At 67.0% G+C, this 26,972-nt stretch carries 30 protein-coding genes; 16 read left to right on the top strand and 14 right to left on the bottom strand.

Annotated elements, in window-relative coordinates; genetic code table 11:
- The first annotated feature begins 1 nt into the window (after window position 1).
- A complete protein-coding gene (locus C441_RS16235; protein ID WP_007276070.1) occupies window positions 2–619 on the top strand; it encodes a class I SAM-dependent methyltransferase in 618 nt (205 codons plus the stop codon).
- Window positions 620–649: 30 nt separating this feature from the next.
- On the opposite strand, the gene C441_RS16230 is transcribed toward C441_RS16235, so the two are convergent.
- Complete coding sequence (locus tag C441_RS16230; protein ID WP_049920652.1) at window positions 650–1,366, bottom strand: hypothetical protein; 717 nt, start codon at window positions 1,364–1,366, stop codon at window positions 650–652.
- A gap of 120 nt (window positions 1,367–1,486) precedes the next feature.
- Here C441_RS16230 and C441_RS16225 point away from each other — a divergent pair, with 120 nt between their 5' ends.
- From C441_RS16225 to C441_RS16210, 4 genes are all read left to right on the top strand, one after another.
- Window positions 1,487–2,218, top strand: coding sequence for a hypothetical protein (locus C441_RS16225; protein WP_007276068.1), 732 nt, complete (start codon window positions 1,487–1,489; stop codon window positions 2,216–2,218).
- Window positions 2,219–2,263: 45 nt separating this feature from the next.
- Window positions 2,264–2,812, top strand: a complete 549-nt coding sequence (locus tag C441_RS16220; protein ID WP_007276067.1) for an NUDIX hydrolase — start codon at window positions 2,264–2,266, stop codon at window positions 2,810–2,812.
- A 113-nt stretch (window positions 2,813–2,925) separates the two neighbouring features.
- The gene (locus C441_RS16215; protein ID WP_007276066.1) at window positions 2,926–3,699 is read left to right on the top strand and encodes a CPBP family intramembrane glutamic endopeptidase; all 774 of its coding nucleotides are present in this window, start codon (window positions 2,926–2,928) and stop codon (window positions 3,697–3,699) included.
- Between the two features lie 48 nt (window positions 3,700–3,747).
- Window positions 3,748–5,619, top strand: a complete 1,872-nt coding sequence (locus C441_RS16210) for an SLC13 family permease (RefSeq protein ID WP_007276065.1) — start codon at window positions 3,748–3,750, stop codon at window positions 5,617–5,619.
- A 77-nt stretch (window positions 5,620–5,696) separates the two neighbouring features.
- On the opposite strand, the gene C441_RS16205 is transcribed toward C441_RS16210, so the two are convergent.
- Together C441_RS16205 and C441_RS16200 are read right to left on the bottom strand one after the other, a co-directional pair.
- The gene (locus tag C441_RS16205) at window positions 5,697–7,217 is read right to left on the bottom strand and encodes a methyl-accepting chemotaxis protein (protein WP_007276064.1); all 1,521 of its coding nucleotides are present in this window, start codon (window positions 7,215–7,217) and stop codon (window positions 5,697–5,699) included.
- Window positions 7,214–7,495: a hypothetical protein gene (locus C441_RS16200; RefSeq protein WP_007276063.1), complete on the bottom strand. Its 282-nt coding sequence runs from the start codon at window positions 7,493–7,495 to the stop codon at window positions 7,214–7,216. Before C441_RS16200 ends, C441_RS16205 begins: the two co-directional genes overlap by 4 nt.
- Window positions 7,496–7,681: 186 nt before the next feature.
- Between C441_RS16200 and tgtA the strand changes: the two genes are divergently transcribed.
- The 3 genes from tgtA to C441_RS16185 all read left to right on the top strand — a co-directional run bounded on the left by tgtA (window position 7,682) and on the right by C441_RS16185 (window position 9,963).
- Window positions 7,682–9,229, top strand: coding sequence for a tRNA guanosine(15) transglycosylase TgtA (gene tgtA / locus C441_RS16195; RefSeq protein WP_007276062.1), 1,548 nt, complete (start codon window positions 7,682–7,684; stop codon window positions 9,227–9,229).
- 73 nt (window positions 9,230–9,302) lie between these two features.
- Complete coding sequence (locus tag C441_RS16190) at window positions 9,303–9,578, top strand: winged helix-turn-helix domain-containing protein (RefSeq protein WP_004041883.1); 276 nt, start codon at window positions 9,303–9,305, stop codon at window positions 9,576–9,578.
- Between the two features lie 79 nt (window positions 9,579–9,657).
- The gene (locus tag C441_RS16185) at window positions 9,658–9,963 is read left to right on the top strand and encodes a hypothetical protein (RefSeq protein ID WP_007276061.1); all 306 of its coding nucleotides are present in this window, start codon (window positions 9,658–9,660) and stop codon (window positions 9,961–9,963) included.
- Between the two features lie 46 nt (window positions 9,964–10,009).
- Here C441_RS16185 and epsC read toward each other — a convergent pair whose 3' ends face one another.
- Window positions 10,010–10,873, bottom strand: a complete 864-nt coding sequence (epsC, locus tag C441_RS16180) for a serine O-acetyltransferase EpsC (RefSeq protein WP_007276060.1) — start codon at window positions 10,871–10,873, stop codon at window positions 10,010–10,012.
- 276 nt (window positions 10,874–11,149) lie between these two features.
- Between epsC and C441_RS16175 the strand changes: the two genes are divergently transcribed.
- Window positions 11,150–13,153 carry a DUF7282 domain-containing protein gene (locus C441_RS16175; protein ID WP_007276059.1) on the top strand — a complete coding sequence of 668 codons (2,004 nt, stop codon included), beginning with the start codon at window positions 11,150–11,152 and terminating at the stop codon, window positions 13,151–13,153.
- A 105-nt stretch (window positions 13,154–13,258) separates the two neighbouring features.
- Here the strand turns inward: C441_RS16175 and C441_RS16170 are convergent, their stop codons facing one another.
- Window positions 13,259–13,720 (bottom strand): pyridoxamine 5'-phosphate oxidase family protein, encoded by a 462-nt coding sequence (locus tag C441_RS16170; protein ID WP_007276058.1) that lies wholly within the window; start codon window positions 13,718–13,720, stop codon window positions 13,259–13,261.
- A 112-nt stretch (window positions 13,721–13,832) separates the two neighbouring features.
- Between C441_RS16170 and arcS the strand changes: the two genes are divergently transcribed.
- The 5 genes from arcS to C441_RS16145 all read left to right on the top strand — a co-directional run bounded on the left by arcS (window position 13,833) and on the right by C441_RS16145 (window position 17,939).
- A complete protein-coding gene (gene arcS / locus C441_RS16165; protein WP_007276057.1) occupies window positions 13,833–15,590 on the top strand; it encodes an archaeosine synthase in 1,758 nt (585 codons plus the stop codon).
- Between the two features lie 222 nt (window positions 15,591–15,812).
- On the top strand, window positions 15,813–16,079 hold the full coding sequence (locus tag C441_RS16160) for a hypothetical protein (RefSeq protein WP_007276056.1): 267 nt from the start codon (window positions 15,813–15,815) through the stop codon (window positions 16,077–16,079).
- A 101-nt stretch (window positions 16,080–16,180) separates the two neighbouring features.
- On the top strand, window positions 16,181–16,489 hold the full coding sequence (locus tag C441_RS16155; RefSeq protein WP_004967326.1) for a hypothetical protein: 309 nt from the start codon (window positions 16,181–16,183) through the stop codon (window positions 16,487–16,489).
- Between the two features lie 187 nt (window positions 16,490–16,676).
- Window positions 16,677–17,066, top strand: coding sequence for a hypothetical protein (locus C441_RS16150; protein WP_004967325.1), 390 nt, complete (start codon window positions 16,677–16,679; stop codon window positions 17,064–17,066).
- Window positions 17,067–17,681: 615 nt separating this feature from the next.
- Window positions 17,682–17,939, top strand: coding sequence for a hypothetical protein (locus C441_RS16145; protein ID WP_007276055.1), 258 nt, complete (start codon window positions 17,682–17,684; stop codon window positions 17,937–17,939).
- Between the two features lie 57 nt (window positions 17,940–17,996).
- On the opposite strand, the gene C441_RS16140 is transcribed toward C441_RS16145, so the two are convergent.
- Together C441_RS16140 and C441_RS16135 are read right to left on the bottom strand one after the other, a co-directional pair.
- Window positions 17,997–18,392 (bottom strand): histidine kinase, encoded by a 396-nt coding sequence (locus tag C441_RS16140; RefSeq protein ID WP_049920650.1) that lies wholly within the window; start codon window positions 18,390–18,392, stop codon window positions 17,997–17,999.
- Between the two features lie 118 nt (window positions 18,393–18,510).
- On the bottom strand, window positions 18,511–19,692 hold the full coding sequence (locus C441_RS16135; protein WP_007276054.1) for a tubulin/FtsZ family protein: 1,182 nt from the start codon (window positions 19,690–19,692) through the stop codon (window positions 18,511–18,513).
- A 122-nt stretch (window positions 19,693–19,814) separates the two neighbouring features.
- On the opposite strand from C441_RS16135, the gene C441_RS16130 reads away from it, so the two are divergent.
- Complete coding sequence (locus C441_RS16130) at window positions 19,815–20,270, top strand: zinc finger domain-containing protein (protein WP_007276053.1); 456 nt, start codon at window positions 19,815–19,817, stop codon at window positions 20,268–20,270.
- Window positions 20,271–20,351: 81 nt separating this feature from the next.
- Here C441_RS16130 and C441_RS16125 read toward each other — a convergent pair whose 3' ends face one another.
- The 5 genes from C441_RS16125 to C441_RS16105 all read right to left on the bottom strand — a co-directional run bounded on the left by C441_RS16125 (window position 20,352) and on the right by C441_RS16105 (window position 24,885).
- On the bottom strand, window positions 20,352–21,389 hold the full coding sequence (locus C441_RS16125) for a hypothetical protein (protein ID WP_449271543.1): 1,038 nt from the start codon (window positions 21,387–21,389) through the stop codon (window positions 20,352–20,354).
- A gap of 126 nt (window positions 21,390–21,515) precedes the next feature.
- Window positions 21,516–22,415 (bottom strand): DUF7139 domain-containing protein, encoded by a 900-nt coding sequence (locus C441_RS16120; RefSeq protein ID WP_007276051.1) that lies wholly within the window; start codon window positions 22,413–22,415, stop codon window positions 21,516–21,518.
- 80 nt (window positions 22,416–22,495) lie between these two features.
- On the bottom strand, window positions 22,496–23,878 hold the full coding sequence (locus C441_RS16115) for a pentapeptide repeat-containing protein (protein WP_007276050.1): 1,383 nt from the start codon (window positions 23,876–23,878) through the stop codon (window positions 22,496–22,498).
- A gap of 99 nt (window positions 23,879–23,977) precedes the next feature.
- Window positions 23,978–24,337 carry a hypothetical protein gene (locus tag C441_RS16110; protein ID WP_007276049.1) on the bottom strand — a complete coding sequence of 120 codons (360 nt, stop codon included), beginning with the start codon at window positions 24,335–24,337 and terminating at the stop codon, window positions 23,978–23,980.
- A gap of 275 nt (window positions 24,338–24,612) precedes the next feature.
- Entirely contained in the window at window positions 24,613–24,885 is a 273-nt protein-coding gene (locus tag C441_RS16105) for a PRC-barrel domain-containing protein (RefSeq protein ID WP_004967316.1), read from the bottom strand.
- 426 nt (window positions 24,886–25,311) lie between these two features.
- Between C441_RS16105 and C441_RS16100 the strand changes: the two genes are divergently transcribed.
- Window positions 25,312–25,542 carry a hypothetical protein gene (locus tag C441_RS16100; protein ID WP_004967315.1) on the top strand — a complete coding sequence of 77 codons (231 nt, stop codon included), beginning with the start codon at window positions 25,312–25,314 and terminating at the stop codon, window positions 25,540–25,542.
- Window positions 25,543–25,596: 54 nt separating this feature from the next.
- Here the strand turns inward: C441_RS16100 and C441_RS16095 are convergent, their stop codons facing one another.
- Both C441_RS16095 and C441_RS16090 read right to left on the bottom strand, forming a co-directional pair.
- Window positions 25,597–26,400 carry a DUF502 domain-containing protein gene (locus tag C441_RS16095; RefSeq protein ID WP_007276047.1) on the bottom strand — a complete coding sequence of 268 codons (804 nt, stop codon included), beginning with the start codon at window positions 26,398–26,400 and terminating at the stop codon, window positions 25,597–25,599.
- Between the two features lie 261 nt (window positions 26,401–26,661).
- Window positions 26,662–26,862, bottom strand: a complete 201-nt coding sequence (locus tag C441_RS16090) for a hypothetical protein (protein WP_007276046.1) — start codon at window positions 26,860–26,862, stop codon at window positions 26,662–26,664.
- Window positions 26,863–26,972: the final 110 nt, after the last annotated feature.

Here is a 26,972-nt window from a genome sequence, read left to right as displayed (position 1 = left end):
CGTGGATGCTAACGACGTTCGTCGGAAGTGGGCAGACCGGTCGGGAGAGTTCTCCCCGGAGTACTACGCGTACTACGGGCCGAACGAGACGAGCGAGTCGATTCGGCGCGTCTTCGAGGAGCGTCTCGACCCCTCGGCGTCGATTCTCGAACTCGGCTGTGGTCCCGGTCGGCACCTCTCGCACCTCCGCGAACACGGCTTCGAGAACCTCCACGGCGTCGACATCAACCCCGACTGCTTCGAGGTGATGGCCGACGCCTACCCCGACCTCGCCGACTGCGGGACGTTCTACGCCGACGCAATCGAGGCGGTCGCCGAGGAGTTCTCTCCGGGCCAGTTCGACGCCGTCTACTCCGTCGAGACGCTCCAGCACGTCCACCCCGACGACGCGTGGGCGTTCGAGGCGGTCGCTCGAAGTGCGAGCGACTACGTCGTCACCGTCGAAAACGAGGGCGACCGGTCCGTCCCGCCCGAGGACCGCGGCGTCAACGACGAGGAGTACGACTTCCCGCTGTACTACCGCGACTGGGCGGCCGTGTTCACGCAGTTCGGCTTCGAACAGGTCGCCCGCGAGTACGGCGACCGCGACACGCTCCGGGTGTTCCGCCGGACCGAGTGAGGCCGCGAGCGCGGCCGCTCCGCGCTCACCTCAGAAGCCGCCGTAGCGGAGATACACAATCTCGGCGATGAGGACGAGTTGGAACAGCCCCTGCACGCCGCCGAGCATGGCGTTCTGTTTTCCGATGGCGAAGATGACGCCGGGGTCCGGGTCGTCGGAGGTCATCTCGAAGTACATCCGTATCTCGCCGGGCATCAGGAAGCCGAAGCCCTGCACCGAGAGGACGGTGACGACCGCCAGCGCGACGATGATGGCCGGGGTCGTCATCTGAAAGTCGCCGATGGTGGTCGCGACCCACGCGAGCGACCCGACGGTGGCGACGGCGAAGACGACCTGCCAGCGCCGGTCGCGCCACGCGTTCAGCCGACGCCCGAGCAGGAGGAGCGTCGGAATCAGGTTCGCGGCGGTGAACAGCGCGAGCCACGGTTCGGCGTGGGGAAACACCCCGAGTCGCTGGGCGAGCGTGATGCCGCCCGCGATGGTGACGAGCGCCATCGACGGGAGGAAAAACGCGGTCTTCGGCGTGAGGCGCTCGAACACCGCGGCGCTCTGTTCGTCGGTCAGCCCGCCGATGACCGGCCCGAGAATCGCCCCCATGAACAGGTCGGTGCCCGTCCACAGCAGGCCCGCCATGACGTGGACGAACGTGTGTTGCTGGAGCGACCCGACCGTCACCGCGTACGCGAGTGCGACCACCGAGACGGCGACGATGCCACCCGCAAAAGCCGGGTTCGCCCGTCGTGCCATGCCCCCGATTGTCCCACCAATCGTTGCCCTGTGTTGGCTCATCACGTTCGAGACGTGTACTAGCGGTGATAAAGCCGGCGACGGACGCACTTATCCCCCTCTAACTCCCACCCTCCGACCATGACTGACGCCCTCTCGTTCGATATCACGAGCGTCGACGACGTCGCGGCCAACCGCAACGAGGTCGTCGCCGCGGTCGAGGCCCACGCGGGGACCATCGCGCGCGAGCTCGCCATCCTCCAGGGCGGCGACTACGGCCAAGAGACGTTCAAGACGCGCCGCGGGACGTGGACGCTCAAGTACGAGGCGGGCGCGCTCCAGTACCTCCGGTTCAAGGGGAAGTCGGGCGGCGAGACGTACGTCGTCTCGACCAAACAGCCCCCGGAGCCGAAGGCGCTCGGAACGGCGATGCAGGACTACCCGGCGTTCGTGGAGGCGTACAACGACCACGTCGAGTCGCTCGACGGCGTCCTCGACGACGTGCCGACGGAGTTCCCCGCGGTGACGACGACCGAGGAAATCGTCGCCCAGCGGGACCAACTCGTCTCGACCATCCGCGAGGTGGCCGACACCATGGCGGGCGAACTCAACCGCTTCGACGGCGAGTACGGCACCTTCACCCAGCGGGTCGGCGGCACCCGCTGGGAGCTGAAGTGGGACGGCCCGCGGGCGTCGTACCTGCGCGTCGGCGGCGAGGGCGGCATCTACCTGCTGTCGCAGTACGAACCCCCCGCCGCGCCCGACGTGCGCGAACTCGCCGGCGACTTCGTCGCGTTCGTCGAGGCGTACAACGAGTACGTCGACGACCTCGAAGCCGACCTCGCGACCGTCTCGTTCGACGACGCTGGGTAGCGGGGTATCGCGACGCTTTTGGAAACACCGCCGCCACGTGAAGACATGAGCGACGACGACCTCGCGTGGGAGACAACCGACACGCGCATCGACTACTCGTGTCCCGGCTTCGACATCCGCATGGACGACGTTCGGCTCCCCGACGGGACCGAGACGGACTTCCACTACGTCGACGAGCCGGCGGCGGTCGTCGTCCTCCCCTTCACGCCCGACGGCAACGTGGTCGTCATCGACGAGTGGCGACAGGCCGTCGGCCGGACGAACCGCGGCCTCCCCGCCGGCGGCACCGAACCTGACGACGACGACTACGCGGCGGCCGCCCGGCGCGAACTCGCCGAGGAGACCGGCCACGAGGCCGAATCGGTCGAGCCGCTCGTGACCGTCGAACCGTCCAACGGCATCGCCAACTCGGTCCACCACTACTTCGTCGCGCGCGGGTGCGAGCCGAGCGCCGACCAGAACCTCGACTTCAACGAGAGCATCCGCCCGACGACGGTCGACTACGACGACCTCACGCGGGCCGTCCTCGCGGGCGAGGTCCGCGACGCGCGGACGGTCCTCGGCGTGCTCTACTACGAACTCGCCGGCGAGTAGTCGGCCCGTGCGCGTCCGGTCGCGTTGTGCCCGGTCGCTCGCGTCGCGTTCGCCCCTCGAACCCCGTTCCGAGGCGAGAAGGATTTTGACGCCGGCGCTCCAACTGGTCGCCTGTGGCTACTACGACGCGCCTCCCTGACCTCGCTCGGTCCTTCCTCGCGGCGATCGCCCTCGGCGGCGGCGGTCTCGTCGTCGGAACGATACTCGTCGTCATCACGCAGTTCGCGGCGGTGAGCGCGGGCGTCGAACTGACGCCGCTCGCGCTCATCGTCATCTCGCTCGTCCTCCTGCAGGGCATCGCCTTCGGCGGCGTCGCCCTCGTCTACAGCCGGTACCGCGGCCTCGACCGCTCGTACTTCGGCGTCTCCGTCCCGTCGCTCCGCGACGTCGTCGCGGTCGTCCTCGGCTACGTGACGGCGCTCGCCGCGGCGTTCGTCGGCGCGTTCCTCGTCTCGACGTTCGGCGTCCAAGCGGGGTCGAACCAGGTGACCGAAATCGCCGCGCAGGACCCCGAGGTGCTGTTGCTCCTCGTCCCGGCGTCGTTCCTCCTCATCGGCCCCGGCGAGGAACTGCTGTTCCGCGGGGTCGTCCAGAACCGCATCCGCGAGTCGTTCGGCCCGGTGCCGGGTATCGCCCTCGCCAGCGCCATCTTCGCCGCGATTCACTACGTCGCGCTGACCGGCGGCGCGGGCGGCCGACTCGTCACCATCGGCATCCTGTTCCTCCCGAGCGTCGTCTTCGGCACGGCGTACGAACTGACCGACAACATCGCCGTCCCGGCGCTCATCCACGGCGCGTACAACGCGACGCTGTTCTCGCTGGCGTACCTCGTGTTCAAGCTCACCGAGATGAACCCCGGCGGGGTTCCGACCGGCCTGCTGTTCTGAGCGGCCGGGGATACCAGCCTTTTTCCTTCGCTGGCCCCTCGAACAGACGTGTTCTTCTCCACACTCGTGTCGGTAGTCGAGGGACTCGTCCCGGCGGCCGTCACGGGCGATATGCTCGTCGTCTTCGCGCTCATTCTCCTGTCTCTCGTCTTGTTCGCCACCGAGTGGCTCCCCATCGACGTGACCGCCATCGTGGTGATGGTCCTCCTGATGATGCTGGAGCCGTGGACGCAGATTTCGCCGCGAGAGGGCCTGTCTGGGTTCGCCAGCCCCGCGACCATCACCGTGCTGGCGATGCTCATCCTCAGCACGGGCGTCAACCGGACCGGCGTCGTCCAGCAAATCGGACGGAAGATGGCCGAGTTCGCCGGCACCAGCCGCACGAAGCAACTCGCCGCGACGATTGGCGTCACCGGCCCGGTGTCGGGATTCATCAACAACACGCCGGTCGTGGCCATCCTCGTCCCGGTCGTCGTCGACCTCGCGCACAAGGGCAAGATCTCGCCGTCGAAGCTCCTCATGCCGCTTTCGTTCGCCTCGATGCTCGGCGGCACCCTGACGGTCATCGGCACGTCGACGAACATCCTCGCCAGCGACATCGCGGCCCAACTCGGACAGGAGTCGCCCGGTCTCGGCCTCCACGCCTTCGGCATGTTCGAGTTCACCAAGCTCGGGGTCATCGTCTTCGCGGTCGGCGCGGTCTACCTCATGACGGTCGGCGTGCGCCTGATTCCCAAGCGGGTGCCCGCCGAGGACGACCTCGTCGAGGAGTACGCGCTCCAGGAGTACCTCGCCGACGTGGTCGTCCCCGCGGACTCGTCGCTCATCGGGCAGACCGTCCAAGAGGCGCTCGGCGACGACGACCTCGACATCGACGTGCTACAGCTCATCCGCTACGGCGAGCAGTTCCTCGAACCGCTGGCCCGCAAGGAGATTCACGAGAACGACACGCTCCGGCTCCGCACGAACCGGGAGACGCTCGAACGAATCATGCGCTCGGAGGGGCTGACGTTCGTCGGCGGCCCCCGCTCGGAGAGCGACCTCCACCCGGGCGAAGCAGAGCCGGTCATGGTCGAGGTCGTCGTCCCCTCGGGCTCGTTTCTCGTCGGCGAGAGCCTCGCCAGTTCGACGTTCCGACAGCGCTACGACGCGAACGTGCTCGCCTTTCGGACCCGCGGGAAGGTCGTCCGCGACCGGTTCGAGGACATCGACATCCGCGTCGGCGACACGCTCCTCGTGCAGGCCCCGCCCGACAGCCTCACGCGCCTCGTCCAAAACGAGGACTTCATCGTCGCCCACGAGTTCGACGACGTCGACTACCGAACCGAGAAGACGCCGTTCGCCATCGCCATCATCGCCGGGGTCGTCGCGCTCCCGGCGTTCAACGTCCTCCCCATCGTCGTCTCGGCGCTCGGTGGCGTGGTCGCGATGATTCTCACCGGCGTCCTCAAGCCGAACGAACTGTACAAATCGGTCGAGTGGAACGTCATCTTCCTGCTCGCGGGCGTCATCCCGCTCGGCGTCGCGCTCCAACAGACGGGTGCCGCGGCGCTCCTCGGCGACGCCGTCGCCTCGACGGCGACGGTCCTCCCCGCAATCGGCGTCCTGTGGGTGTTCTACCTCGCGACCGGGTTGCTCACGAGCGTCATCTCGAACAACGCGAGCGTCGTGCTCATGATTCCGGTCGCCGCCAGCGCCGCCCAATCAATCGGGGCCAACGCGTTCTCGTTCGTCCTCGCCGTGACGTTCGCGGCGTCGACGGCGTTCATGACGCCGGTCGGCTACCAGACGAACCTGTTCGTCTACGGTCCCGGCGGCTACAGGTTCTCCGACTTCCTCCGCGTCGGCGCGCCCCTGCAGTTGCTCCTGTCGGTCGTCACCGTGGCCGGCATCGCCTTTTTCTGGGGCGTCGGCGCGTAGGCGCGTCCTCTCGGCGCGCGAGCCGGCGGAAAAACGTTCGTCGGGCGCTCGCTCGCGCGCCGGTCGTCTGTCGTCGGTCAGTTCGGGCGGTCGTCGTCGCCGCCGTCGGCCCGCATCGCCCGGTTGGGGGCCGAAGCCGCGGGCGTCGCGGTTTCGCGGCCCGGTGCGCCGCCGGCCGCGCGCCCGGATTCGAACCGCGCGACGAGCGATTTGAGCTGTTGTGCGCGCTCCGACAGCGACGAGGACGACGCCGCAATCTGCTGGGTCGCCGCCGTCTGTTCTTCGGCCGCGGCGGAGACGTTCTGCGCCTCGGACGCCGTCCGGTCGCTGAGGTTCGTTATCTCGTCCATCATCGTGACGACCTCTTGGGTCGACTGCGCCTGCTCGTCGGTGGCGCTACTGATAGACTGGATGGAGTCGTTGCTGTCTTCGATTTTGTGGACGATTTCCTCGAGCACGTCGACGGTCTCGCCGACGGTCTCGCGGCTGGCTTCGACCTCGGCCTGCGTCTCGAAGGTGTCCTCGGCGACGTTCTCGGTCGACTGCTCGATGTCGCCGATGAGCGAGTCGACCTCCTGGGTCGCCTCGGCGGTCTCCTCCGCGAGCGTCTTCACCTCGCTGGCGACGACGGCGAACCCCTCGCCCGCGTCGCCCGCGCCCGCCGCCTCGATGGAGGCGTTGAGCGCGAGGATGCTCGTCTTCTCGGCGATGTCGTCGATGAGGTCGACGACCTCGCTGATCTGGGTGACCGACTGCTGGAGGTCTTCGACCTCCGTGACGGTCTCCGTCGACCGCGACTCCAACTGCTCCATCTTCTCGATGGTCGAGCTGGCGGCCTCCTGGCTCTCCTTGGCGCGCCCGACGGTCTGTTGGGACTGCCGCGCGATTTCCTCGGACGACGAGGCGATCTCCTCGATGGTCGCAGAGAGGTTGCTCAGTTCGGACTCGGCGGCGTTGAGGTTCCGGTGTTGCGTCTCGTTGCCCGCCGAAATCTCTTCGATGCTGTTGGCCACGTCCGTGCTCGTCGTCTTCACGGCGTCCGCGCTCGCGGTGACCTCGGAGCTCTCGTCGTCGACCTGCTCGGCGAACGTCTGTATCTGGACGATGACCGAGTCGATGGCCTCCAGCATTTCGTTGAACCCGCGGCCGATGCGACGCATCGCGTCGTTGTCGCTCTCGGCGTCGACGCGGACGGTGAGGTCGCCGTCGGCGGCCGTCTGCATCGCGTCGCCGTAGCTCTCGGCCTGCCGTTCGAGGTCCGTCGTGAGCGCGTCGAGTTCGCGCCGCCGTTCTTCGGCGTCGCTGACGAGCTCCTTCATGTCCGCGACGATGGCGAGCGTCGCGGTGCCGCCGATGGCGAAGACGGCGACCGTGGCGGTCATGAGCGGCGAACTCGCGAGGTCGAACACCTCGGGATAGATGCCGACCTTTTCCAGCGTGAGGCTGGCCATCCACAGAATCGCCAGCACGGAAGCGAACGCGTACGTCAGCCAGAACGACGCTTCCGCGTCGGTGTCGCGGTAGTTGAGCCACGCCAGCACCGCCGCGCCGATGAACCCGAGGGTTCCGATAGCGTCGAAGAACGCGTCGATTATCACGAGCCCTCACCGCCTTTGATGACGTTTTTCCGGCGGACGTACGCCGCCGCGAAGAACGTGACTCCCGCGAGGCCGATGCCGAACGCGTGCTCGACGAAGTTGAGCACCGACCCGAGGAACAGCGCCTCGACGTTCGTCGCGACCATCCCGACGACGAGCAGGACGTAGCCCGCGGCGAACAGTTTGGTCTCGTCTCTGTACTGCGTGATAACCGGTACGAGCCCGACGAGGGCGACGGCGAGCGCGGTTACTTCGAGTGGCGATAAGTCGGCTAACATCTGACTGTTCGGTTGAGCCAATCTCTTTGTAAACTGTTCGCCCAAAAAATCACGTTTGATACCTCTCGTGTATATTATCTAGAACATATCAAGGAATAATCTGGTATGTATCCGTGCGTCCATTTTTCGGCGGCCGGCCGCCCCGCGAACGCAACCCTTACCGCCGCGCTCGGGAAACGCCACTCCATGCGCGACCACTTCGAACTCCGCGACGGGGACCTCGCCGGCCGCATCGGCCGCCTTTCGGTCCCGCGTGCGGGGGTCACCGTCGAGACGCCGGCGCTCCTGCCGGTCGTCAACCCGAACATCGACACGATTTCGCCCGCGCGACTGGAATCCGAGTTCGGCGCGGACATCCTCATCACCAACTCCTACATCATCAAGACGAACGAGCACCTCCGCGAGGAGGCGCTGGACGTGGGCCTCCACGAGATGCTCGACTTCCACGGGGCCATCATGACCGACTCGGGGTCGTTCCAGCTCGCCGAGTACGGCGAAATCGACACGACGACCGAGGAGATTCTGCAGTTCCAGCGCGACATCGGGACCGACATCGCCACGCCGGTCGACATCCCGACGCCGCCGGACGTGGCCCGCGAGCAGGCCGAGACGGACCTCGAAATCACCAGGCAAGCTCTCGCCGACGCCGAGGCGGCCGACACGGGCGAGATGCTCGTCAACGCGCCCGTTCAGGGGTCGACCTACCCGGATCTCCGCGAGGAGGCCGGCGGCCACGCCGACGCGACCGACCTCGACGTGTTCCCCGTCGGCGCGGTCGTGCCGATGATGAACGCCTACCGCTACGACGACATGGTCGACGCCGTCGCGGCCGCCAAACGCGGTCTCGGCGTCGACGCCCCGGTCCACCTGTTCGGCGCGGGCCACCCGATGATGCTCGCGCTCGCCGTCGCGCTCGGCTGTGACCTGTTCGACTCCGCCGCCTACGCCCTCTACGCCCGCGACGGCCGTTATCTCACGGTTCGCGGGACCGAACACCTCGAAGACCTCGAGTATCTCCCGTGTACCTGCCCCATCTGCACGGAGCACTCGCCCGACGACCTCCGGGCCGCGGGGTCGAAACGACAGGAGCAACTGCTCGCCGAGCACAACCTCCACGTCACCTTCGCCGAACTCCGCCGCATCAAGCAGGCCATCCGCGACGGCGACCTCATGGAACTCGTCGAGGAGCGCGCCCGCTCGCACCCGGCGATGCTCGACGGCTACCGGGCCCTCCTCGACCACGCCGACCAGCTCGAACGCGAGGACCCCGCCTCGAAGGGCGCGTTCTTCTACGCCTCCAACGAGAGCGCACACCGACCCGAGGTCGCCCGCCACCACGCCCGCATGGACCGCCTGACCGCCGAGGGGCACGTCCTCCTCACCGAGGGCGGTATCCCCTCCGGCGACGACTTCGACGCGACGTGGCGCGTCGTCCCGCCGTTCGGTCCGTTCCCGCGGGCGCTGTCCGAGACGTACCCGCTCACCGCCGAGGTCCCCGAGCGACTCGACCGCGACGCCTACGAGCAGGCCGCCCGCGGCGTCTCGCGGCTGGTCGAGGAGAACCCCGACGCGGCGTTCACGCTGGCGCACGACGACTGGCCCGAGTCGGCCCTCGCTCGCGTGCCCGACTCGGTCGAGTTGGAGTCGCTGTCGGCGGTCTCCGAGCGATTGGCCGACGAGGAGTCAGACGACGGGCGTGAGGAGGGCGACTCCACCGGACTGTCAGACGAGTGACGTTGCCCCAGCCGGTCGCGTCGGCGTCTGCCGGTCGATGCTCTTAGGTTCACCCGACGTATCAACGAACACGATGGAGGCTGTCCTCTGGTACGTGCTCACGGGAACCCGCGGCGGTGAAAACCGTGTGCGCATCCTCAAGACCGTCGAGGAACAGCCCAGAAACGCCAACCAGTTGGCCGAGACGCTCGACCTCGACTACAAGACCGTCCGACACCACCTCGACGTGCTCATGGACAACGACGTGGTCCAGCGAAGCGGCGACGACTACGGCGCGGTCTACCTCCCGTCGCCGCGGTGTCGCGCCAACTGGGAGACCGTCGAGACGATCGTCGAGCGGATGGACTGAGCGTGCGAGACAGGGACGCGGTGATTATGGAAAGATTTGGGAAAGCGTATATCAGGATGACGGGGAAAGGGGAGAACGAATGAGTATCTGGGTGGACGTCGCGACGGTCTCCTCGGGCGTCAACGTCGTCGTGCTCCTCGCACTGTCGGCGGTGTGGGCCCGAAACTACCTGACCTTCAGGTCCAAACACGCCGTCGGCCTCCTCGTGTTCGGGGTGTTCCTCCTCGCCGAGAACGCGCTCGCCTTTTACATGTACATCCTCGACCCGACGCTCTCGGGGTGGTTCAGCACCGACGTGCCCGTCATCGCGTGGCGGCTGATGATGCTGTTGCACGTCTTCGAGACGCTCGGCCTCGCGTTCCTCGCGTGGATTACGTTCGACTGAAAACGCCGCGCGCTCCCGTTCCCGTCTGATTCTCCGCCCCGCCCGCTCAGTTCCGGTGTTTCCGCTCGTGAGTCGGGTGCTCGGAGATGTAGACGCTCGTGTGGTCCGGCACGTCTTCGGTGACCCACGAGTTCGCGCCGATGCTCACGTGGTCGCCGACGGAGACCGCGCCGAGCACCTTGGTCCCCGCGCCGATGACGACGCTGTCGCCGATGTCCGGGTGGCGCTTGTACCCCTTCTTGAGCGAGTGTTCGTCGTCTTCGTCCTCCTCGAAGTGGAGCGCGCCGAGCGTGACGTCCTGATAGATGCGCGCCCACTCGCCGATGGTCGTCGTCTCGCCGATGACGACGCCGGTGCCGTGGTCGACGAAGAAGTAGTCGCCGATGGTCGCGCCGGGGTGGATGTCGATACCCGACTCCATCTTCGCGTACTCGGCGAGTTCGCGGGCGTACGCGGGCGCGCCGGCCTCGTAGAAAGCGTGGGCGACCCGGTGGACGACAATCGCCTGCACGCCCGGATACGACCGGATGATTTCGACGTAGCCGCGGGCGGCGGGGTCGCCCTTGTACGCCGCCTCCACGTCTTTCTTCAGCGTCTCGCGGATGTCGGGGAGTCGCCTGACCACCTCGTCCACGATTGGCTCGGGGTCCTCGTCCGTGTAGGGGTCGATGCCGGAGTAGCAGAGCGCGCCGAAGTTGGCGACGGCGTCGCGGAGGAGTTCCTCGTCTGCGACCCACGGCCCCGCGTTCCAACAGCGGGGAAACAGGAGGCGCTTGATGAGGTCTACGTCCTCTCGCAGGTGGTTCCGCCGCGGGAACGAAAGCGACGTGTCCGTGGGGAAGGGGTCGTCGTCGGCGCGGTAGGACGCCGCGAGCCCGAGATGCGCGTCGCCCGTGTAGCTGTAGGACATCCGATAGCGATAGTTGGTGGACGAACGCTATTTAACCTCGTCTCATCGGGCCCGATTCGCCGCCTTCGCGTCGCGGGTCGCCCGGTCGAACCGACGGCAGTCTGCCGTCGTGTTCGCCCCTGAGACGGGGTGCTCCCCAATCCCTGTATAAGGCTTCTGGCCGCCGAAATCGGGCGACTGGGGACACATCGGGGAGAGATTTGGGTGACAGTTCGGAAAATCTTCTTTTAAATATTCGTCCCCCTCTGAGACATGCGACGCACACTCGCAGTGCTGATGACACTCGTAGTGGTCGTCGGGGGCGTCCCGGCGGCCGCCGCGGCACAACAGGAGACCACGGCCGTCTCCTTCGAGAACCAAGCGACGGGCGGCACGACCGTGACGGTCGACTCCGTCACGCTCCCCGAGGGCGGCTTCGTGACGATTCACGACGCCTCCGTCACGGACGGGAACGTCCTCGGGAGCGTCGTCGGCTCGTCGGCGTACCTTTCGGCCGGCACCCACGAGGACGTGACCGTTCACCTCGACGAACCAATCGACGAGTCCGGCACGTTCGTCGCCATGCCCCACATGGACACCGACGGCGACCGCGTCTACTCGTTCGTCGCGGCCAACGGCGAGGCCGACGGCCCGTACACGGCCGACGGGAGCGCCGTCGTCGACACCGCGACGGTCGACGCGAGCGCGACCGTCTCGATGTCCGACCAGCCCACGACCGGCGACTCGGTCGTGGTCGACCGCGTCGAACTCTCGCAGGGCGGCTTCGTGACGGTTCACGACGCGACGGTCACCGAGGGCGCGGTGTTCGAGAGCATCCGCGGCACCTCCGCGTACCTGCCCGCCGGCGTCCACGAGAACGTCCGCGTCGAGCTGGACGCGCCCGTGACCGAGAACACGACGCTCGTCCCGATGGCGCACATGGACACCGACGGCGACGAGACCTACACCTTCCCCGAGTCAGAGGGCGAGACCGACGGCCCGTACACGGCTGACGGGAGCGCCGTCGTCGACACCGCGACGGCCACGCCTTCGGACACCGCGAGCGTGAACTACACCGCGCAGGCCACCGGCGGCTACTCCGTCGTCGTCGACTCGGCGTACCTGCCCGACGGCGGCTTCGTGACGGTCCACGACGGCACCGTCACCGAGGGCGCGGTGTTCGAGAGCATCCGCGGCACCTCGATGTACCTCGAACCCGGTCTGCACCGCGACGTGCGGGTCACCCTCGACGCGCCGCTGAACGAGACGACCACCGTCGTCCCGATGGCGCACATGGACACCGATGACGACGAAATGTACACCTTCCCCGAGTCGGAAGGCGAGGCCGACGGTCCGTACACGGCTGACGGGAGCGCCGTCATCGACAGCGGCACCGCGACCGTCTCCGCCAGCGTCGACTACACGACGAAGTCGTCGGACGGCGCGACCGTCGTGGTCGACCGAGTCGAACTCTCGCAGGGCGGCTTCGTGACGATTCACGACCCGTCGCTGTCGGGGGGCGCGGTGTTCGACAGCGTGGTCGGCACCTCGATGTACCTGCCCGCCGGCGTCCACGAGGACGTCGAAGTCACCCTCGACGAGCCGATTCGCTCCTCACAGGTGCTCACTCCCATGGCGCACATGGACACCAACGACAACGAGGCCTACGACTTCGTGACCAGCGAGGGCGACGCGGACGGCCCGTACACCGCTGACGGCGGCGCGGTCGTCGCCAGCGCCCACACCTCGGTCAACGCGGTCGTGACCGCGATGGACCAGTCCGGCGACGGCGCGACCGTCACCGTCGAGTCCGTCACGCTCCACGACGGCGGCTTCGTGACGGTCCACGACGGCACCGTCACCGAGGGCCAGGTCTTCGAGAGCGTCCGCGGCACTTCCGCGTACCTCGAACCCGGCACCCACGAGAACGTCGAAATCACCCTCGACGCGCCGTTCGAGGAGTCCGGCACCGTCGTCCCGATGGCGCACATGGACACCAACGGCAACGAGGTCTACGACTTCGTGACCAGTGAGGGCGAAAACGACGGTCCCTACGTCGCCGCCGGCGGCGCGGTCGTCACCACGGCCGACTACACGGTCGAAGGCACGATGACCGAGACGACGACCGACTCGATGACGGACGAACCGACTGAGACGATGACCGATGAACCCGCGACCGAGATGGGGGACGAGCCGATGGAGACGACGACCGAGTCGTCCACCGACGCGCCCGGCTTCGGTCTCGTCGTGGCCCTCGTCGCGCTCGTCGCGGCGGCGCTCGTCGCCGCCCGGCGTCGGTAACCCCGCTGACGACGCACCGGCCCACCACCACACAGAGGCACCCTCTTTTCGTACGCCGCGCGGGCCAGAAAAGCCACCCCCGCGCGGCACGCCCCCCGCTTGGGGTTATTTCGATTGCTTCATCCGCGACGCGTAGTCCCACGTGTGCATCCGCTCGGGTCGAATCCGAATCACGACCTCGTCGCGGTCGGGCGAGAGCAGTCGCTCGGTCAGTTCCGAGTCGGTGTCGCCGAGATAGCGCGTGATGAGTCGCCGCAAGACCGCCTTCTCCGCGTCGGGTTCGACGGTCGCGGTTCCCCGGCCGCGGACGCCCCGGTACGGCGGGTCGTTGGTCGAGATTTCGAACGCCACGTCGTCGTGGGCGCGGAGAAATCGCACCACGTCGGCGTCGGCCGCGGTGGCACACCGGAGTTCGGCCGTCTCGGGGTCCCACTCGTACCACAAAGAGAGCATCCAGAGGTCGTCCGCCGGGGTGCGACACGAGAGTCGGACCGGGACGGCCGCGTCGGCGAGGAAGTCGTCGACGCGGGCGCGTGACCACGGGCCGGTGGGGTCGGAGGCGTCCATACCTCCCCTTGGGGTGGCGGGGGCTAAGTCGTGTAGGCCGAGTGGTCGGTCTCGGTCGCCGGCCGCGCCCGCAGAAGACAAGTTAATTGCCTATCGGGGGCCGAAAGCGGGTATGACCGATTACTTCGAGGTTCACGCCCGCGACGGCGCCGCCCGAATCGGGGAGTTGCGGCTCTCCGACTCGGTGACGACGCCGGCGGTCGTGGACGACGTGCTCGCGGACGCCGGCAGTCTCTGGGCGGCCGAGCGCGAGCTCCCCGACGGCTCCGACGACGTGCTGACCGTGCTCCCGCATCGCTCGCTCCCCGCCGGGAGCGCCGACGAGGTGCGCGAGTCGTTCGCCGTGGACTACCCCGACGTGGACTACCCCTCGGCCGCCGTCGTCACCGCCGACACGGCCGACGACTACGGCGCTGACGCCTACGTCCTCTCCGACGCGCAGGGCTTCGTCGGCCACGCGCGCGCCTTCCGCGACAACGTCATCGAGGCGAAGGAGAACCTCCCCGCCGACACGGCGCTGATGCTCTCGGGCGTCGCCACGCCCCGGAACGTCTCGCTTCTCGTCTACGCCGGCGTCGACCTCGTCGACGAGACGCTCGCTCGCGCCCGCGGGCTGGAGGGCTTCTACCTCACCAGCGACGGCGAGTACTTCCTCGAAGACCTCGACGAACTCCCCTGCGCCTGCGAGGCCTGCCGCACGCCCGCCTCGGAGTTCACCCGCGCCGACGCCGCCGACCACAACGCCAACGCCCTGCGCGCCGAACTCGCGCGGGTCCGACGCCGCGTCCGCGACGGTCGGCTCCGCGACTACGTCGAGGGGCAGGCCCGCCACGGCCAGTGGCTGACCGCCCTGTTCCGCCGGTTCGACCAGCAGTACAACTTCATGGAGGAGCGGGTCCCCGTCATCCGCGACTCGGAGCTCACCGCCGCCTCCGAGGAGTCCATCGACCGCGTGGAGATTCAGCGGTTCGCCGACCGCGTGACCAAGCGCTATCGGAACCGCTTCGACAACCCGCTCGTGCTCCTGCCGTGCTCGGCGAAAAAGCCCTACAGCGAGTCCCAGAGCCACCGGCAGTTCCAGGAGGCCGTCCAGTACCGCGCGCACATGGTGTCGATGACCTCGCCCATCGGCGTCGTCCCGCAGGAACTCGAACTCACCTACCCCGCCCAGCACTACGACTCGGTCGTCACGGGCGACTGGTCGGAAGACGAGAAGTCGTTCGTCGCCGAGGTGCTCCGGCGCTATCTGGAGCGCAACGACTACCCGCGAATCGTCGCGCACGTCCCGCCGGGCGCGTACACGGAAATCGTCGAGCGCGTCGCCGACGACCTCGGCCTCGACGTGGAGTTCACCGTCTCCGAACACCCGACGACGACGGAGTCCATCGGGAACCTGATGCGGACGCTCGACGGCGAACCCAAGTTCACCCGCGAGGAGCGCGAGCACAACGTCGTGAAGGCCCTCGCCGACTACCAACTCGGCCCGGACGCGGGCGACGCGCTCTTTTCGGACGTGGAGCTGGAGATGACGAGCCGGTTCCCCAAGCTACAGGTGTGGAACGACGCGGGCGTGCAGTTGGCGACGATGGTCCCGCAGTACGGCGTGCTCTCTTTCACCCTCGAAGGCGCGAAGGTGTGGCGCGACAGCGACGCGCCGACGAAGACGGTCGAAATCGACGGCTTCGTCCCCCACGGCTCGGTGCTCGCGCCGGGCGTCGTCGACGCCGACGAGGACATCCGCCCGGGCGACGAGGTCGTCGTCGAGGGGCCGAAGGCGTTCGCCATCGGCCGCGCGGAGATGGGCGGCCGCGAACTGGTCGAGTCCACCCGCGGCGTCGGCGTCGAGATTCGCCACGTCGAAGAGCGGTAGTTCGACCCCGGTTCGGCGAGGAGTCTCCGATGCGACCCGAAAACCGCCCGACACGCCGTAGATATCACAAACATAACATTCCAATGACCATTCGTGTCGCGGTGGTTAATCAGCCTTTGAACGCCGCTATATCGGATTTATCCCCGGTTTTCTATGCACCCGAGTATGGCGGAAATATCTCGCCACTATAACTTTAAGTAGCATCCCGGCCCAACGTGGGCAATGATGGTAGAACGACACAAGGGGCGAACGGAGTTCGACGACCTCCCCGACGAGGGAGCGGTAGACTGGACGATTACCCATGCGCTGTTGGCGGCGAGCGATTCGACCTCGCGGGCCTTAGAATCGCATCTGTTGCGGGCGCAGTACCACCGTGACGCCGGGTTCGACACGGCGGTGACGGAGCGCCACATCGACGACGCAATCGACCGACACACGCGGATTCTCGAGGATTTGCGCCTCGCGCGCGACGCGCTCGAACACCGGTAACCCGCTCGAGGCCGCCGCGCTGACGCCCTCCGCCGCGCGAACCCGGCTCGGTGGCCGTTCACATAAGTTGTTTATTTAACAGCGGCTACGAACAACCGTGTATGAAGTTGGCCGTCCCAACTGACTTCGACATCCTCGAGGCGCTCGCAGATAGGAGGCGAAACACCGCCGTGAATCTCTCGTATATCCTCGATAAGAACCGCTCGTACATCAACACGCGACTGCCGATTCTCGCGGACTACGGCCTGTTGGCGCGCGTCGGGCCCGCGCCGAACTCCGGGCTGTACGAAATCACCGACAAGGGGCTGGTCGTCCTCGACAACCGCGACCAGTACCGAGCCGACGGCGTCGACTTCGACGCTCTCGTCGAGTCCGAACTCAGGGCGCGGACCGACGAGACGGACGCCTAACAGAGAACGACGCGCCGCAACCGGAGGTCGGGACGGCCTTCGGAGGCACCCCGGCGCGCTGTTTCTCGCGAGGAGCGGCGACGCCGCTCAGTCCCGCGGTCTCGACGGCGTCCGCGGTGTCGACAACCGCCCGCGCCGTGATGCGGCCGTCGCCGCCTTTTTGCCGCCTTGCCACCCAGTTCGAGGCATGGCTGTCGAACCACTCTCGCTCGGCGTTCCGAAACCCATCATCGACTCGCTCCCAGAGGCGGACGGCACGGCGGCACAGGACATGCAACGCGCCGTCGAGGGGCTCGAAACGCGGCTGAACCGCGCCATCGAGGGCGCCGACACGGAATCCGAGGCCGCCGGCTACGTCGTCGACGCGCTCGAACGTCTGGAAGGCCACTACGAGCGCTACGACGAGTTCATCCCCGAGCTCCGCGCGTGGGGGCAGTCGCCCATCTACGCCATCGCGTGGCGGAACCTGCAGGCGGACCTCATCCTCCAAATCGAGGAGTACGAGTGGCTGAAACCGCACATCGACCGAGAACGAAATCTCCGACTGGTCGAAGACGGCATCAGATTCGGCAAGTAGTTGCGACGCCCGCGGTTCTGACTGACGGTCTGTTTTCGGACCGAACGCCTTTCTACCATCAGTTGTGTTTGCCTCATACAATATTCTTGTATTATGAGAAATTATAGAATCAAATTAAATAATCTTATAAATATATTTTTATCTATATTATCTCGTTACTTACTTAATTATGCTCTAATCGGCCACATATTCAATATTAAATGGCGATTTCGATGGGAAGTGCGAGTATTAATTCTGGCGTCCATCATTCTTCACTCCCACGTAGTATTTCACAATTAAAACTATTCTGTGGTTGGGGATCGAGTCGACCGTGTTCGCTCGACCGGTAACTCTCCGGGCGGTCGTGAATATCGCTGTCGCTCGCAAAGATTGGTCGCGCGCCCCGTGAAGGGTGACCGAACCTAATGGGGAAGGGGGGGAAGGGGGATGAGTTCGGTCAGTGGATGCGTCCGAGGGGTTACTCTGTACGGTACTGCATCCAATTGAACACAATCGCTTCGAATATATAAATGATTCTGATTGTCAGTCTGGAGAACAATCCGGCAGTGGTGTAACGACTATAACTTTGTTACAGCTACTGAAACGACTATGCGCATCGGTGTCGTAGCACAGGACATGGCGGACCGTTCCTCTCCCCGTCGTCCCGAAGACGCCTTCGCCCGGGCCACCACGCACATCGACCGCGCTGAAGAACTGTTGTGGGAATGCACCCGCGACCTCCCGGACAACGCGGACGACGAGTTCGCCCGGCTCTTCGAGGGGTTGTGGGCAGTGCAGAACGAACTAGCGCAGGTGTCGTTTCCGGGGGACTGCGCCGACGAGCGCGGCGGCCCCTCGCGGGGGGGTTTCGACTTCCCGACGACCGACGACTGACCGCGGTTCGACGCCGGGTGAGCTTCGCCTTCGGGCGGTTCGGCAGACGCGATTTCGCTACTCTACCTGTCGCTCTATCCACTCGCTCGCGTCGACGACGAGTTCCGACAGCGCCTCCTCGACGGGCACGTCGCCCGCGAGACCGACGCTCCATGTGACCTGCGACTGAATCGCCTGTAGATTGAGCATCGTGTTTTGGACCCGCGACGCCAGTACCACCGGAACCGTCGCGTCGAACCGGCGGATTCCTTTGACCGCCTCGACGCCGTCGAACGCCGGCGGGGCGTGGAGGCAGACGACGAGATGCACCGGCCCCTCGGTCAATCGCTCGAACAACACCCGACTCGACCTCACGAACTCGACGTCCACGTCGCGCTCTGTCGCTATCGGACCCGCCGGTGGCGGACCGTAGGCGAGGATGCGCGGCGTCGCCGCTATGCTAATCTCGGACACGCGTCCGACTGTTCGCCGAGGGAGTATTTGACACTTTCTCCGACCCGAGACCACACCGGGCGCGGACGGCGGTCGAGACCGGTGAAAGAACGCTGGACGGACCGCCGGTGTCGCCGATTCAGAACAGGGAATCGAGGCGGTCGTCGACGACGGCCTCCGTTTTGTCTTCGCTGGCGGCGGCGTCGGCGTCCCGTTGGCGGCGAGCCCGCTCGGCCTCGACGCCGGTCGACCGAACCTCGGCCACGCGGTCGCTCCGCGACACGTCGCCGAGGAGCACGAGCACGCCGACGTGGTTCGACTCCGGAAGCGGGTAGTCGCCGCCGCGGACCTCCATGCTCCCGGTCTGCTCTTCGACCCACGTCCGACTCCGCTCGATGGCCTTCCGGTTGAGCCACTCGGGCGGGCCGCTGACGACGACCAGTCCCCGAGAGGCGGAGTCGACGTCGCACGGGAGCGTGAGTCGTCCGAGCACCGCCTTCCGCGTCTGGGTCGTGATGCGGTTGATGGAGTCGAGTTCGTCCGCCGACGACGACCCCCCGCCCAAGAGTCCCGAGATGCTGAATCCGCCGCCGCCGTCGCTCTCGGGGAGTTCGCTCGCCGCGTAGCCGATAGTCGAGATGCCGCCGCCGCGGAGGGTGTTGATGACCTCCGAGGAGTCGACGACGCTCTCGCCGACCGACCCCGACTCGCCTACTTCGCCCGAGGCCAAGAGGATGCCGAGGCGGCGCACGAGTTCCTCGTTCATCGACTCGTGGGCCGCCGCGACGTCCTCGCCGCTTTCGGCCCACGCGCCGTTGTCGAACGCGAACACGTGGTCGGTCACGTCCACGAACCCCTTGAGCGACCGCGCGGCGTTGCGCGAGTAGAGCGCGCCCTCGTCGGCGGCGGGGAGGATGCCGACGCCGTAGATGGGCTGTTCGTAGACGCGGTTGAGGTGCTTTGCGAGCACGGGGGCCGCGCCGCTCCCCGTGCCGCCCCCGAGACCAGCGAAGATGAGAAAGGCGTCGGCCGTGGAGGTCGGCGCGCCGTCGGTGCCCCGCAGGAGCTGTCGGCTGTCGCGCTCGGCGAGCTCCGCGGCGAGCTCGTTGTCCGCGCCGACGCCGTGGCCGCTCACCTCGTCCGCGCCGAAGAGGATGCGGTTCTCCTCGGGAACGAGGTCGAGGCCGCGGAGGTCGGCCGACGCAGTGTTGTACGCGACCGCGTCGACGACGTAGTCGGCGTTCGTGCGCTGTTCGTACCGGAGGAGGGCGTCGAGGACGTTTCCACCCGCTTGCCCCACGCCGAAGCAGAGGACCTTCATCGTCTCTCTTTGACACGTCATCAGTGGTGAATCTTCTGTTAGTACACTGTCACAGCCAGACTCGGACGCGCCGCCGACGGGGTAGTTCTATACGACCCCCGCGAGAACCATCGGCAGACGCCATGACCTGTCCGCGGTGTTCACAGCCCCTCTCGACGCTTTCGTTCGACGGCCGCGCGGCGCGCTACTGCGAGCGATGCGGCTTCGTCGGCGTCGAGACGGTCCACGAGCGCGACGCGCCGAGCCGAGAGTCGTGGGACGACGCGATAGCCCGCTTCCACGAGCGGGCGCTCCGCGAGGCGCGCGAGCGGGACGGGAACGCGGGCGGTGCTGGCGGAGCCGACGGCGGCGAGTCGACCGACGGCGACACCGAGGTCGAATCCGAGCGCAACGAGGTCGGCACAGAGGACGACGAGGACCACACAGAGAGCGACGAGGACGACAGCGACACGACTACCGACGCGGCTGATGCCGGTGACGACGAGGCCGACGACGAAGCCACCGACCGCGAGCCCAGTGACTCGCACCTGAAAAACGGGGAGGACGGCGACCGCGGGGACCGCGCGGGCGACGAGTGACGCGCGCTCGCGCGTCGCCGGCGGCGCGTCGACCTCGGTCGTGACGTACTGTCCGGTCGGTCCGTCAGTCAGCGTCGGCGCTCAGTTCGATTCCGGCGCGGCTTCGGCTTCCGGTTCGGGCTCGGAGGTGCTCCCGTCGGACTCCTCTTCGGAGCGGGCGGCGACGAGCGACCCGCGGGCGACGCTGTACAGCGGGCGGTCGATGCTCCGGACCTCGTTGACCGAGAACGGAATCGTCGAGTCTTCGAGGTGGTGTTCGAACAGCTCCTCGAAGCCGTCGGGGCTGGAGGTGCCGCCGGTGACGACGACGGGCACGTCGAGGCCCTCCTCGATGTCCTCCTCGTCGACCTCGCGTTCGATGTTCTCGATGACGTAGTCGAGGAGGTTCTCGTAGTAAATCGACAGCGCGCCCTCGACGCCGCCGACGTCCGTGCGGAAGTCGAGCTGGAAGTCGTCTTCCTTGATGGACGTGACCTTGTCGACGGCCGTGCCGGTGGCCTGTGCGGTCTGCTGGTCGATCCAGTCGCCGCCGCGGGCGATGGAGAACTGCATGACCGGCACCGCGTAGTACGCCAGACAGATGTTCGTCATGCCCGCGCCGAACGAGACGCCGAGGCCGGTGAAGTTGTTGTCGGCGAGTTCGCTGTAGATGACCGCCATCCCCTCGTTGATGGGTTCGGGGTCGTAGCCCATGTCGCCGAGCATCGATTCGAGCGTCTTGTCGTGATACAGCGTCGAGAGGTCGGAGTCGATGGGGTCGGCGGGACTCGAATAGAACAGGCGCTCGTTCGGCCGGGAGGGCGAGCCGACGACCTGCTCGATGATGAGCTTGATCATCGGAATCGCGGAGGACTCCTCGCTGGAGAGGATGCCGTGTTGCATCGGCCGTCGCGTCTCCTTGCCGAAGATGTTCGCGAAGTTGAGCGCGTCGTCACCGACGACGTACACTTTGTCGTCCTTGCGGATGTGGAGCACGTCGCTCCGCGAGAGCATCTGCTCCGCCATGTCGCTGTAGTCGATTTCGACGAACGAGTTTCGTTGCTGGACAAATACGGTCTCACTCCCATCCTGACTCGCGGACAGGATGTTCATGGTTCCTACGTCAAGGCCTTTCGCCATACCTCACGCGTCGCAGGGCTGTCGCATAAATCTGTATGCGCTCTTGACGTTCAGTTCGGTCGATGAATGTAACGCCGAACGACGCCGAGTCGATTCCCAACCGACGGCCCGGCGTCCCGACCCGACTCAGGAGAACAGTCCGCGAATCCGGTCGACCAGTCCCTCGGAGTCCTCGCGTTCGGCTTCCGCCTGCTGTTGCTTCCGTAACTCGGCCAGCGCGGCGGTCTGGTCGTCCGTGCTGTCGCCGACCGCCGTGTCTTGCTTCCCGCCGCGGAGGCCCTGCAGGCCGGCGACCGCGTCGTCGACGCCCCCGCCGCGCGTCTCGGTCGCCTTCGCGTTCTCGAAGCTCGCGCGGTCGACGTCGTCGACGGCGGAGGTATCGAGCTTCAGGCGGGTGGTCTCGGTCTTGCGGACGCCGCCCCACGACAGTTCGCTGTCCGACAGCGCCTCGTCCATGTCGCGGCGGACCTGCGCGGCGACGGCTTCCTCGTCTTCCTCGTCGGCCGCGTCTGACTCCGCGTCGTTCCCGCCCGCGGCGGGCCCGCTCGTCCTCGCGCGGGCGAGTTGGAAGCCGACGAGCGACGTGCCGCTCGCGGCGACGACCGCCACCGCGCCGAGCGAGTAGACGCCGACGATGCGGCCGCTCCGGTCGGCGCTCGCGGCGACGTTCCAGTTGTGGGGGTACGCGCCGACGAACTGGACGACGGCGACCGCGCAGACGACCAGCCCCGCGCCCGCGAGGAGCTTCGGGAACCGGTACCGCGAGGGGAGCAGGACCACGACGGAGGCGAGGAGGAGGGGAATCCCGAGCGCGCCGGTGACGCCCGCGACCTCGCGGAGTTCGTACTTGAAGATGTTCTCGGGCGGGATGCCGCCGCTCCACACCACCGCCGCGAGCGCGACGGCGAGCAGTCCGATAGCCGTAAAGAACAGCGCGAAGCCCGCGTAGACGGTCGTCTCGTCGGGGTCGGCGTCGACGTACCGTCGGTAGAGGGCGATGAGGGTGTTCTGCCCGTCACTCGACATACCTCAGACCATTCCCCCGCGCGACATATAATGTTCGCCGCGGGCTTCGTCCCGCCGCCGGCGGCCGACCCGACGCCGCGTCACGGGCCGCCGGCGCGCTCGACGGTCACGTCGTAGGCCGCGACCGTGTCGTCGAGGGTCGCCTCGGTGAGCGTCGGGTCCGCGTCGAACCGCGCGCTGGTGAACCGAGCGGGACCGTGGACGACGGTGTCGCCGAACGCCGCGGCGTCCGTCACGTGCGCGTACGCGAAATCCAGCCGCCCGCCGATTTCGACGCCGAAGGTGAGCGTTCCGACGGTGCAGTCCGAGAGGTCCACGTCGCGGGCGACGCGGACTCCCGAACAGAACAGCTCGTCGCCGAAGCGCGCGTGGTCGCAGACGACGCTTTCTTCGACGACGGCTTCGACCAACCGGACGGGCGACTCGGCCGAACAGACCACGTCGGAGAGGTCGAGCCCCCCGTCGACGGTCGCGCGGACGAACGACGCCGGCCCCGACTCGAACCGCGCGCTCCGGAAGCGGAGCGCCCGGCCCTCGACCGTCGCGTTGTCGAAGTAGACCGGGCCGTCGAACGCGCTGTGGGTGAAGTCGACGGTCCCGCCGCGGGCGGTGAGTCCCGTGCAGTCGACCCGGTCGCCGAAGGCGGCGGTCGTCGCGTCGATGCCGCCGTCGACCGTGAGTCGGGTCGCGTCGACGCCGCCGTCGACCGTCAGGTGTTCGAGCGAGAGGCCGTCGTCGACGGTCGCCGCCGCGGCGACGACGTCCCCGCGGACGCGACAGTGCGCCAGCGAGAGCCGATGGTCGCACGTGGCGCTCCCGAGGTCGAGGCGGCCGTCCAGTCGGGTGTGGGAGAACCACGCCGGCCCGCCGAAGTACGCCTCCGCGACGGACACGTCGTCGTCGACGACGCCCTTCCTGAACGTCGCCCCGCCCTCGAAGCGCGCCGCAGTCGCCACGACCGTCTCGGCGCTGAAGCCCGTCGCGTCGAAGCGCGCGCCGAAGCGCGCCTCGCAGAGCACCCAGCGGTCGCCGGCCTGCAGGTGGCGACAGCTGACCGCCTCGGACGCGTCGAGACGTTGCATGCACACCGCGCCGCCGACCGAGACGCGGTCGAGGCGGAGCGCGCCGTCGAGCGTCGCGTCGCGGAGGTCGATGTCCGCTTTCACCATCGCGCCGCGGAGGTCCAGCGACGCGTCGGACGCGGGCGTTACCCCCGCGAGGTCGATGCGCTCGAACGCCCCACCGACGAACGCCGAGGGCCGCGCGTCGTCTTCGACCGCCTCGCGGAGCGCCTCGGTGACGGCCGCGGGCCGCGTTTCCTCGACGGGGCGATGGAACAGACAGCGGTCGGCGCCGTCGCTCGCGGGGTGCGGACACCGCCACACCGACGGCGACTCGTCGGCGCCCGTCTCGTCGGCGGCGTCGAAGACGTGCTCGTAGGCACAGCGACCGGTGTGTTCCACGTCACTCGACCGTTCGTCGGTATCGAGTAAATAGATTGTCACGATGTCGGACGCGTCGCCCCCTCGGGCTCGCGGCCGCCCCCGCCGCGGTCGCTCGGGTCACTCCCCGGCGAACGGAGCGTCGACTTCCGCGTCGCCGACGACGGCCGACAGCGTCGCCGCGAACTCGAAGTCGCGGGCGGGCAACGCGACCATCCGGACCGTCTCGCCGGTGCCGTCGCGGAAGCCGACGACCGTCCGGTCCGATTCGAGTTCGACGGAGCAGTCGGCGAAGACGGGCCGGTTGAGCTGTATCGTCCGCACCGCTCGCACTTCGTCGGGGGTCGCCTGCGCGCCGTCGTGTCGAATCTGGACGAGTCGCGTCTCGGTCAGGAGCACCGTCATCTCCTCGTAGTGGCTGACCGACCGGAGCGTCTCGCGCTCGCCGACGAACTGGTGAATCGACTCGTAGAAACTCACAACTCGCTTACTCTATCCACTCGTATCAACGTATCTACACAGTAGTTCACCGACGACGAGTTTCCCGTCGGTGCGGGTTGCGAGGCTCACAACCCGCGTTCGGACGGGCGGGCGCCGACCGCCTGTCAGAGGCGAGCAGGCGGGACGGGTCGCCGTAACTGGGCAATCGTGCTGTCCACATCCTGACCAACGCGACTGCCCGCCGTACAGTCGTTGGCCGGACTATATCAACGTATGCCTAGCGGCGCGGTCGGTCGAACGCGGAGCCGCCGCGGTCAGTCGGCGGCCCCGAGCGCCGGGTCGCCCGCCAAGACGACGATGTCGGCCATCCCGCGCACGGACTCGAACGGAACCCGGACGCCGCGCGGACCGACCTCCAACTCCTCCGGCGGGTCTTCGACGGAGACGAGAAGCGCGGTCACGCGGTCGTCGTCGAGGTCGACACAGAGGTCGACGGCCTCGCCCAATCGCTCGCCCGAGGCGGTGTACACGGGGCGGCCTTCGATGCTCGGAATCGGTTCGATGCCCGTCGGTGACTGGGGGACCATACCTCCGGTATCGGACGTGTCAATAAAAAACACCTCGGTCGGCGCAGGTCGTGTCGGTCCCGGAGTTCCGACGCTCGCGGTGCGCTCGGTCCGGACGCGGTATCCGGATTCGGCGCGCGTCGCCGCGACTGGAAGGTCGTCGTAGGCGCTCGTGGCGGCGTGAACGGCGAATATCCATAATTTCCGATACGTATTTAGGCTCACCTAACAGATAACCATCTGGTCAGGATAATTAAGTCTCGGTGTTCCTTCCGTAGACCCACCACCACTACCGAGGCTTCTGACCACATTCTGGTCTCCGAAGTCGCCCGCGAGCGCGCGCTTTTCCCGCGCGGAATCCGTTGAGTCGTCGTCGGACGGCCGGTGTCGCTCTCGTCGCTGGAGGGCGTTGTTCACGTTTATGTTACTGCATCTACACTCTCAGATATGGTAGACAATCCGACACGGGCGTACGGCGCGCTGGTCGTGGTCGTCGCGGCGGCCGTCAGCGGTGCCGTCATCCTCTCGGGATTCGTCGCTATCGACTTCGTGCTCGACGCGGTCACCGTCTGGGGCTACATGGCCGCGGTCGGCGTGATGGTCGTCTGCGCGGTCGTCAGTTGGCTGACCGACCTCCCCGGTATCCTGTCGAGCGAGTTCGGGGGAAGCGGCCGGTAAGCCGCCGGGGAACGGCCTCGAAAACGCGACGCGCCCCGTTCGACTCCTCTGCGATCAGTCGTCGTCCCGCTTCTGGTCGGTCGTAATCATCGATTCGCGGATGTCCTGTAACCGCTCGGTGCCGCGGAGTTCGGACATGTTCACGCCCAGCGCGTCCGAGTCCTCGTCGGTGGCGACGCCGCTCGTGAGGATGCTCCGGACGCCCTCCTCGACGGTCATGTCGATGTCGTACACGTCGTCGGCGGGGATGTAGGTGAGCAGGCCGCCGGTGACGGGGTTCGGCGCGAGCGGGAGGAACATCGAGACCATCTCGCCGTGGCCGGTCGACTGCTCGATGGTCGCGGGCGAACCCCCCGTCTGGAAGCCCAGTACGTACACGTCGTCGTCGAAACACTGGACGAGTTTCACGTCCTGGAACTCGTCGGCCCCCTCGTCGAGGACCACGTCGCCCATGCGGCGGAAGCTCTTGTACACCGTCCCGACGCCCGGAATCGACGAAATCACGAGGTCGAACGCGCCGATGATTTTCTCGCCGTACTGGTTGCGGCCGACGGTCCCCACGACCGCGACGATGCCGAAGAGGACGAGTAGCGCCACCAACTCGGTGAAGAAGTCGACGACGAACGAGTAGACGCCGAGGTCGATGAGGAGGCTGATGAACTCGACGCTCTCGAAGCGGCTGATGACGCCCGCCCAGCGCAGGAGTTCGATGAACGGTTCGAGGGCGTTTCTGACGAAGTCGATGCCGACGCGCAGGACGTACAGTGTGATGACGATGGGAATCATAATCGCCACCCCCGTCAGCAGGGTGTTGTACGCCCGTTCGTACAGCGACTGGCCGGTCTCTTTGGCGCTCACGGCGAGCGTACCCGGCGAGCGCGGAGGGTCTGCGGAGGACACGCCCGGAGATTTCCGTGGGCGATAAAAATAGTACTGGCAGTCGAACTGTCCGCGTTTCAGACGCGTGTCGGCGCGGGCGCTCGCGGAGCGTCCGGCGAGAAGCGAACCCGTCGAGCGCGACGAAAACGGGGACCGCGAGCGGGCCGGGAAGACCCGAGTACGGGAACCGTGAGCGACGACGAAAACCGAGACGGCGGCCCGCGCCGTCCCGAAGCGGGGTCAGGAGACGACTTCGAACCGACCGACCGAGAGGTCGACCGCGAGCTGTTCGCGCGGGTAGACGAACTCCTCGTCGTCGTACGTCGTCCGGACGGTCTCGTCTTCGATCTCCACCACCGTCTGTTCCGTACACAGCGTCGAATGCCGGATGGTCGACCCCTCCGTGATTACGTGCGGGGCGACCTCGATTGCTTGTGCCATCGTTTCACTAACGGGCGGTATCGAGTATAATTCTTTCGCAGTCATCGAGAATTATCGTTCAAATGTGACTATATAGTGGTATTGTCGGGTGGATTGTGCACTTTCTGTTG

It is taken from the genome of Haloferax sulfurifontis ATCC BAA-897 (assembly GCF_000337835.1).
GTDB lineage: Archaea > Halobacteriota > Halobacteria > Halobacteriales > Haloferacaceae > Haloferax > Haloferax denitrificans.
This window is presented reverse-complemented; position numbering and strand designations above follow the sequence as displayed.

Coding starts and splice junctions, on each gene's coding strand:
- C441_RS16175 (WP_007276059.1), top strand. CDS start 11,150: ATGACACTCGTAGTGGTCGTCGGGGGCGTCCCGGCGGCCGCCGCGGCA.
- C441_RS16170 (WP_007276058.1), bottom strand. CDS start 13,720: ATGGACGCCTCCGACCCCACCGGCCCGTGGTCACGCGCCCGCGTCGAC.
- C441_RS16150 (WP_004967325.1), top strand. CDS start 16,677: ATGGCTGTCGAACCACTCTCGCTCGGCGTTCCGAAACCCATCATCGAC.
- C441_RS16135 (WP_007276054.1), bottom strand. CDS start 19,692: ATGAAGGTCCTCTGCTTCGGCGTGGGGCAAGCGGGTGGAAACGTCCTC.
- C441_RS16160 (WP_007276056.1), top strand. CDS start 15,813: ATGATGGTAGAACGACACAAGGGGCGAACGGAGTTCGACGACCTCCCC.
- C441_RS16090 (WP_007276046.1), bottom strand. CDS start 26,862: ATGGCACAAGCAATCGAGGTCGCCCCGCACGTAATCACGGAGGGGTCG.
- C441_RS16225 (WP_007276068.1), top strand. CDS start 1,487: ATGACTGACGCCCTCTCGTTCGATATCACGAGCGTCGACGACGTCGCG.
- C441_RS16100 (WP_004967315.1), top strand. CDS start 25,312: ATGGTAGACAATCCGACACGGGCGTACGGCGCGCTGGTCGTGGTCGTC.
- C441_RS16145 (WP_007276055.1), top strand. CDS start 17,682: ATGGCGGACCGTTCCTCTCCCCGTCGTCCCGAAGACGCCTTCGCCCGG.
- C441_RS16120 (WP_007276051.1), bottom strand. CDS start 22,415: ATGTCGAGTGACGGGCAGAACACCCTCATCGCCCTCTACCGACGGTAC.
- arcS (WP_007276057.1), top strand. CDS start 13,833: ATGACCGATTACTTCGAGGTTCACGCCCGCGACGGCGCCGCCCGAATC.
- C441_RS16230 (WP_049920652.1), bottom strand. CDS start 1,366: ATGGCACGACGGGCGAACCCGGCTTTTGCGGGTGGCATCGTCGCCGTC.
- tgtA (WP_007276062.1), top strand. CDS start 7,682: ATGCGCGACCACTTCGAACTCCGCGACGGGGACCTCGCCGGCCGCATC.
- C441_RS16220 (WP_007276067.1), top strand. CDS start 2,264: ATGAGCGACGACGACCTCGCGTGGGAGACAACCGACACGCGCATCGAC.
- C441_RS16130 (WP_007276053.1), top strand. CDS start 19,815: ATGACCTGTCCGCGGTGTTCACAGCCCCTCTCGACGCTTTCGTTCGAC.
- C441_RS16105 (WP_004967316.1), bottom strand. CDS start 24,885: ATGGTCCCCCAGTCACCGACGGGCATCGAACCGATTCCGAGCATCGAA.
- C441_RS16155 (WP_004967326.1), top strand. CDS start 16,181: ATGAAGTTGGCCGTCCCAACTGACTTCGACATCCTCGAGGCGCTCGCA.
- epsC (WP_007276060.1), bottom strand. CDS start 10,873: ATGTCCTACAGCTACACGGGCGACGCGCATCTCGGGCTCGCGGCGTCC.
- C441_RS16190 (WP_004041883.1), top strand. CDS start 9,303: ATGGAGGCTGTCCTCTGGTACGTGCTCACGGGAACCCGCGGCGGTGAA.
- C441_RS16125 (WP_449271543.1), bottom strand. CDS start 21,389: ATGGCGAAAGGCCTTGACGTAGGAACCATGAACATCCTGTCCGCGAGT.
- C441_RS16200 (WP_007276063.1), bottom strand. CDS start 7,495: ATGTTAGCCGACTTATCGCCACTCGAAGTAACCGCGCTCGCCGTCGCC.
- C441_RS16185 (WP_007276061.1), top strand. CDS start 9,658: ATGAGTATCTGGGTGGACGTCGCGACGGTCTCCTCGGGCGTCAACGTC.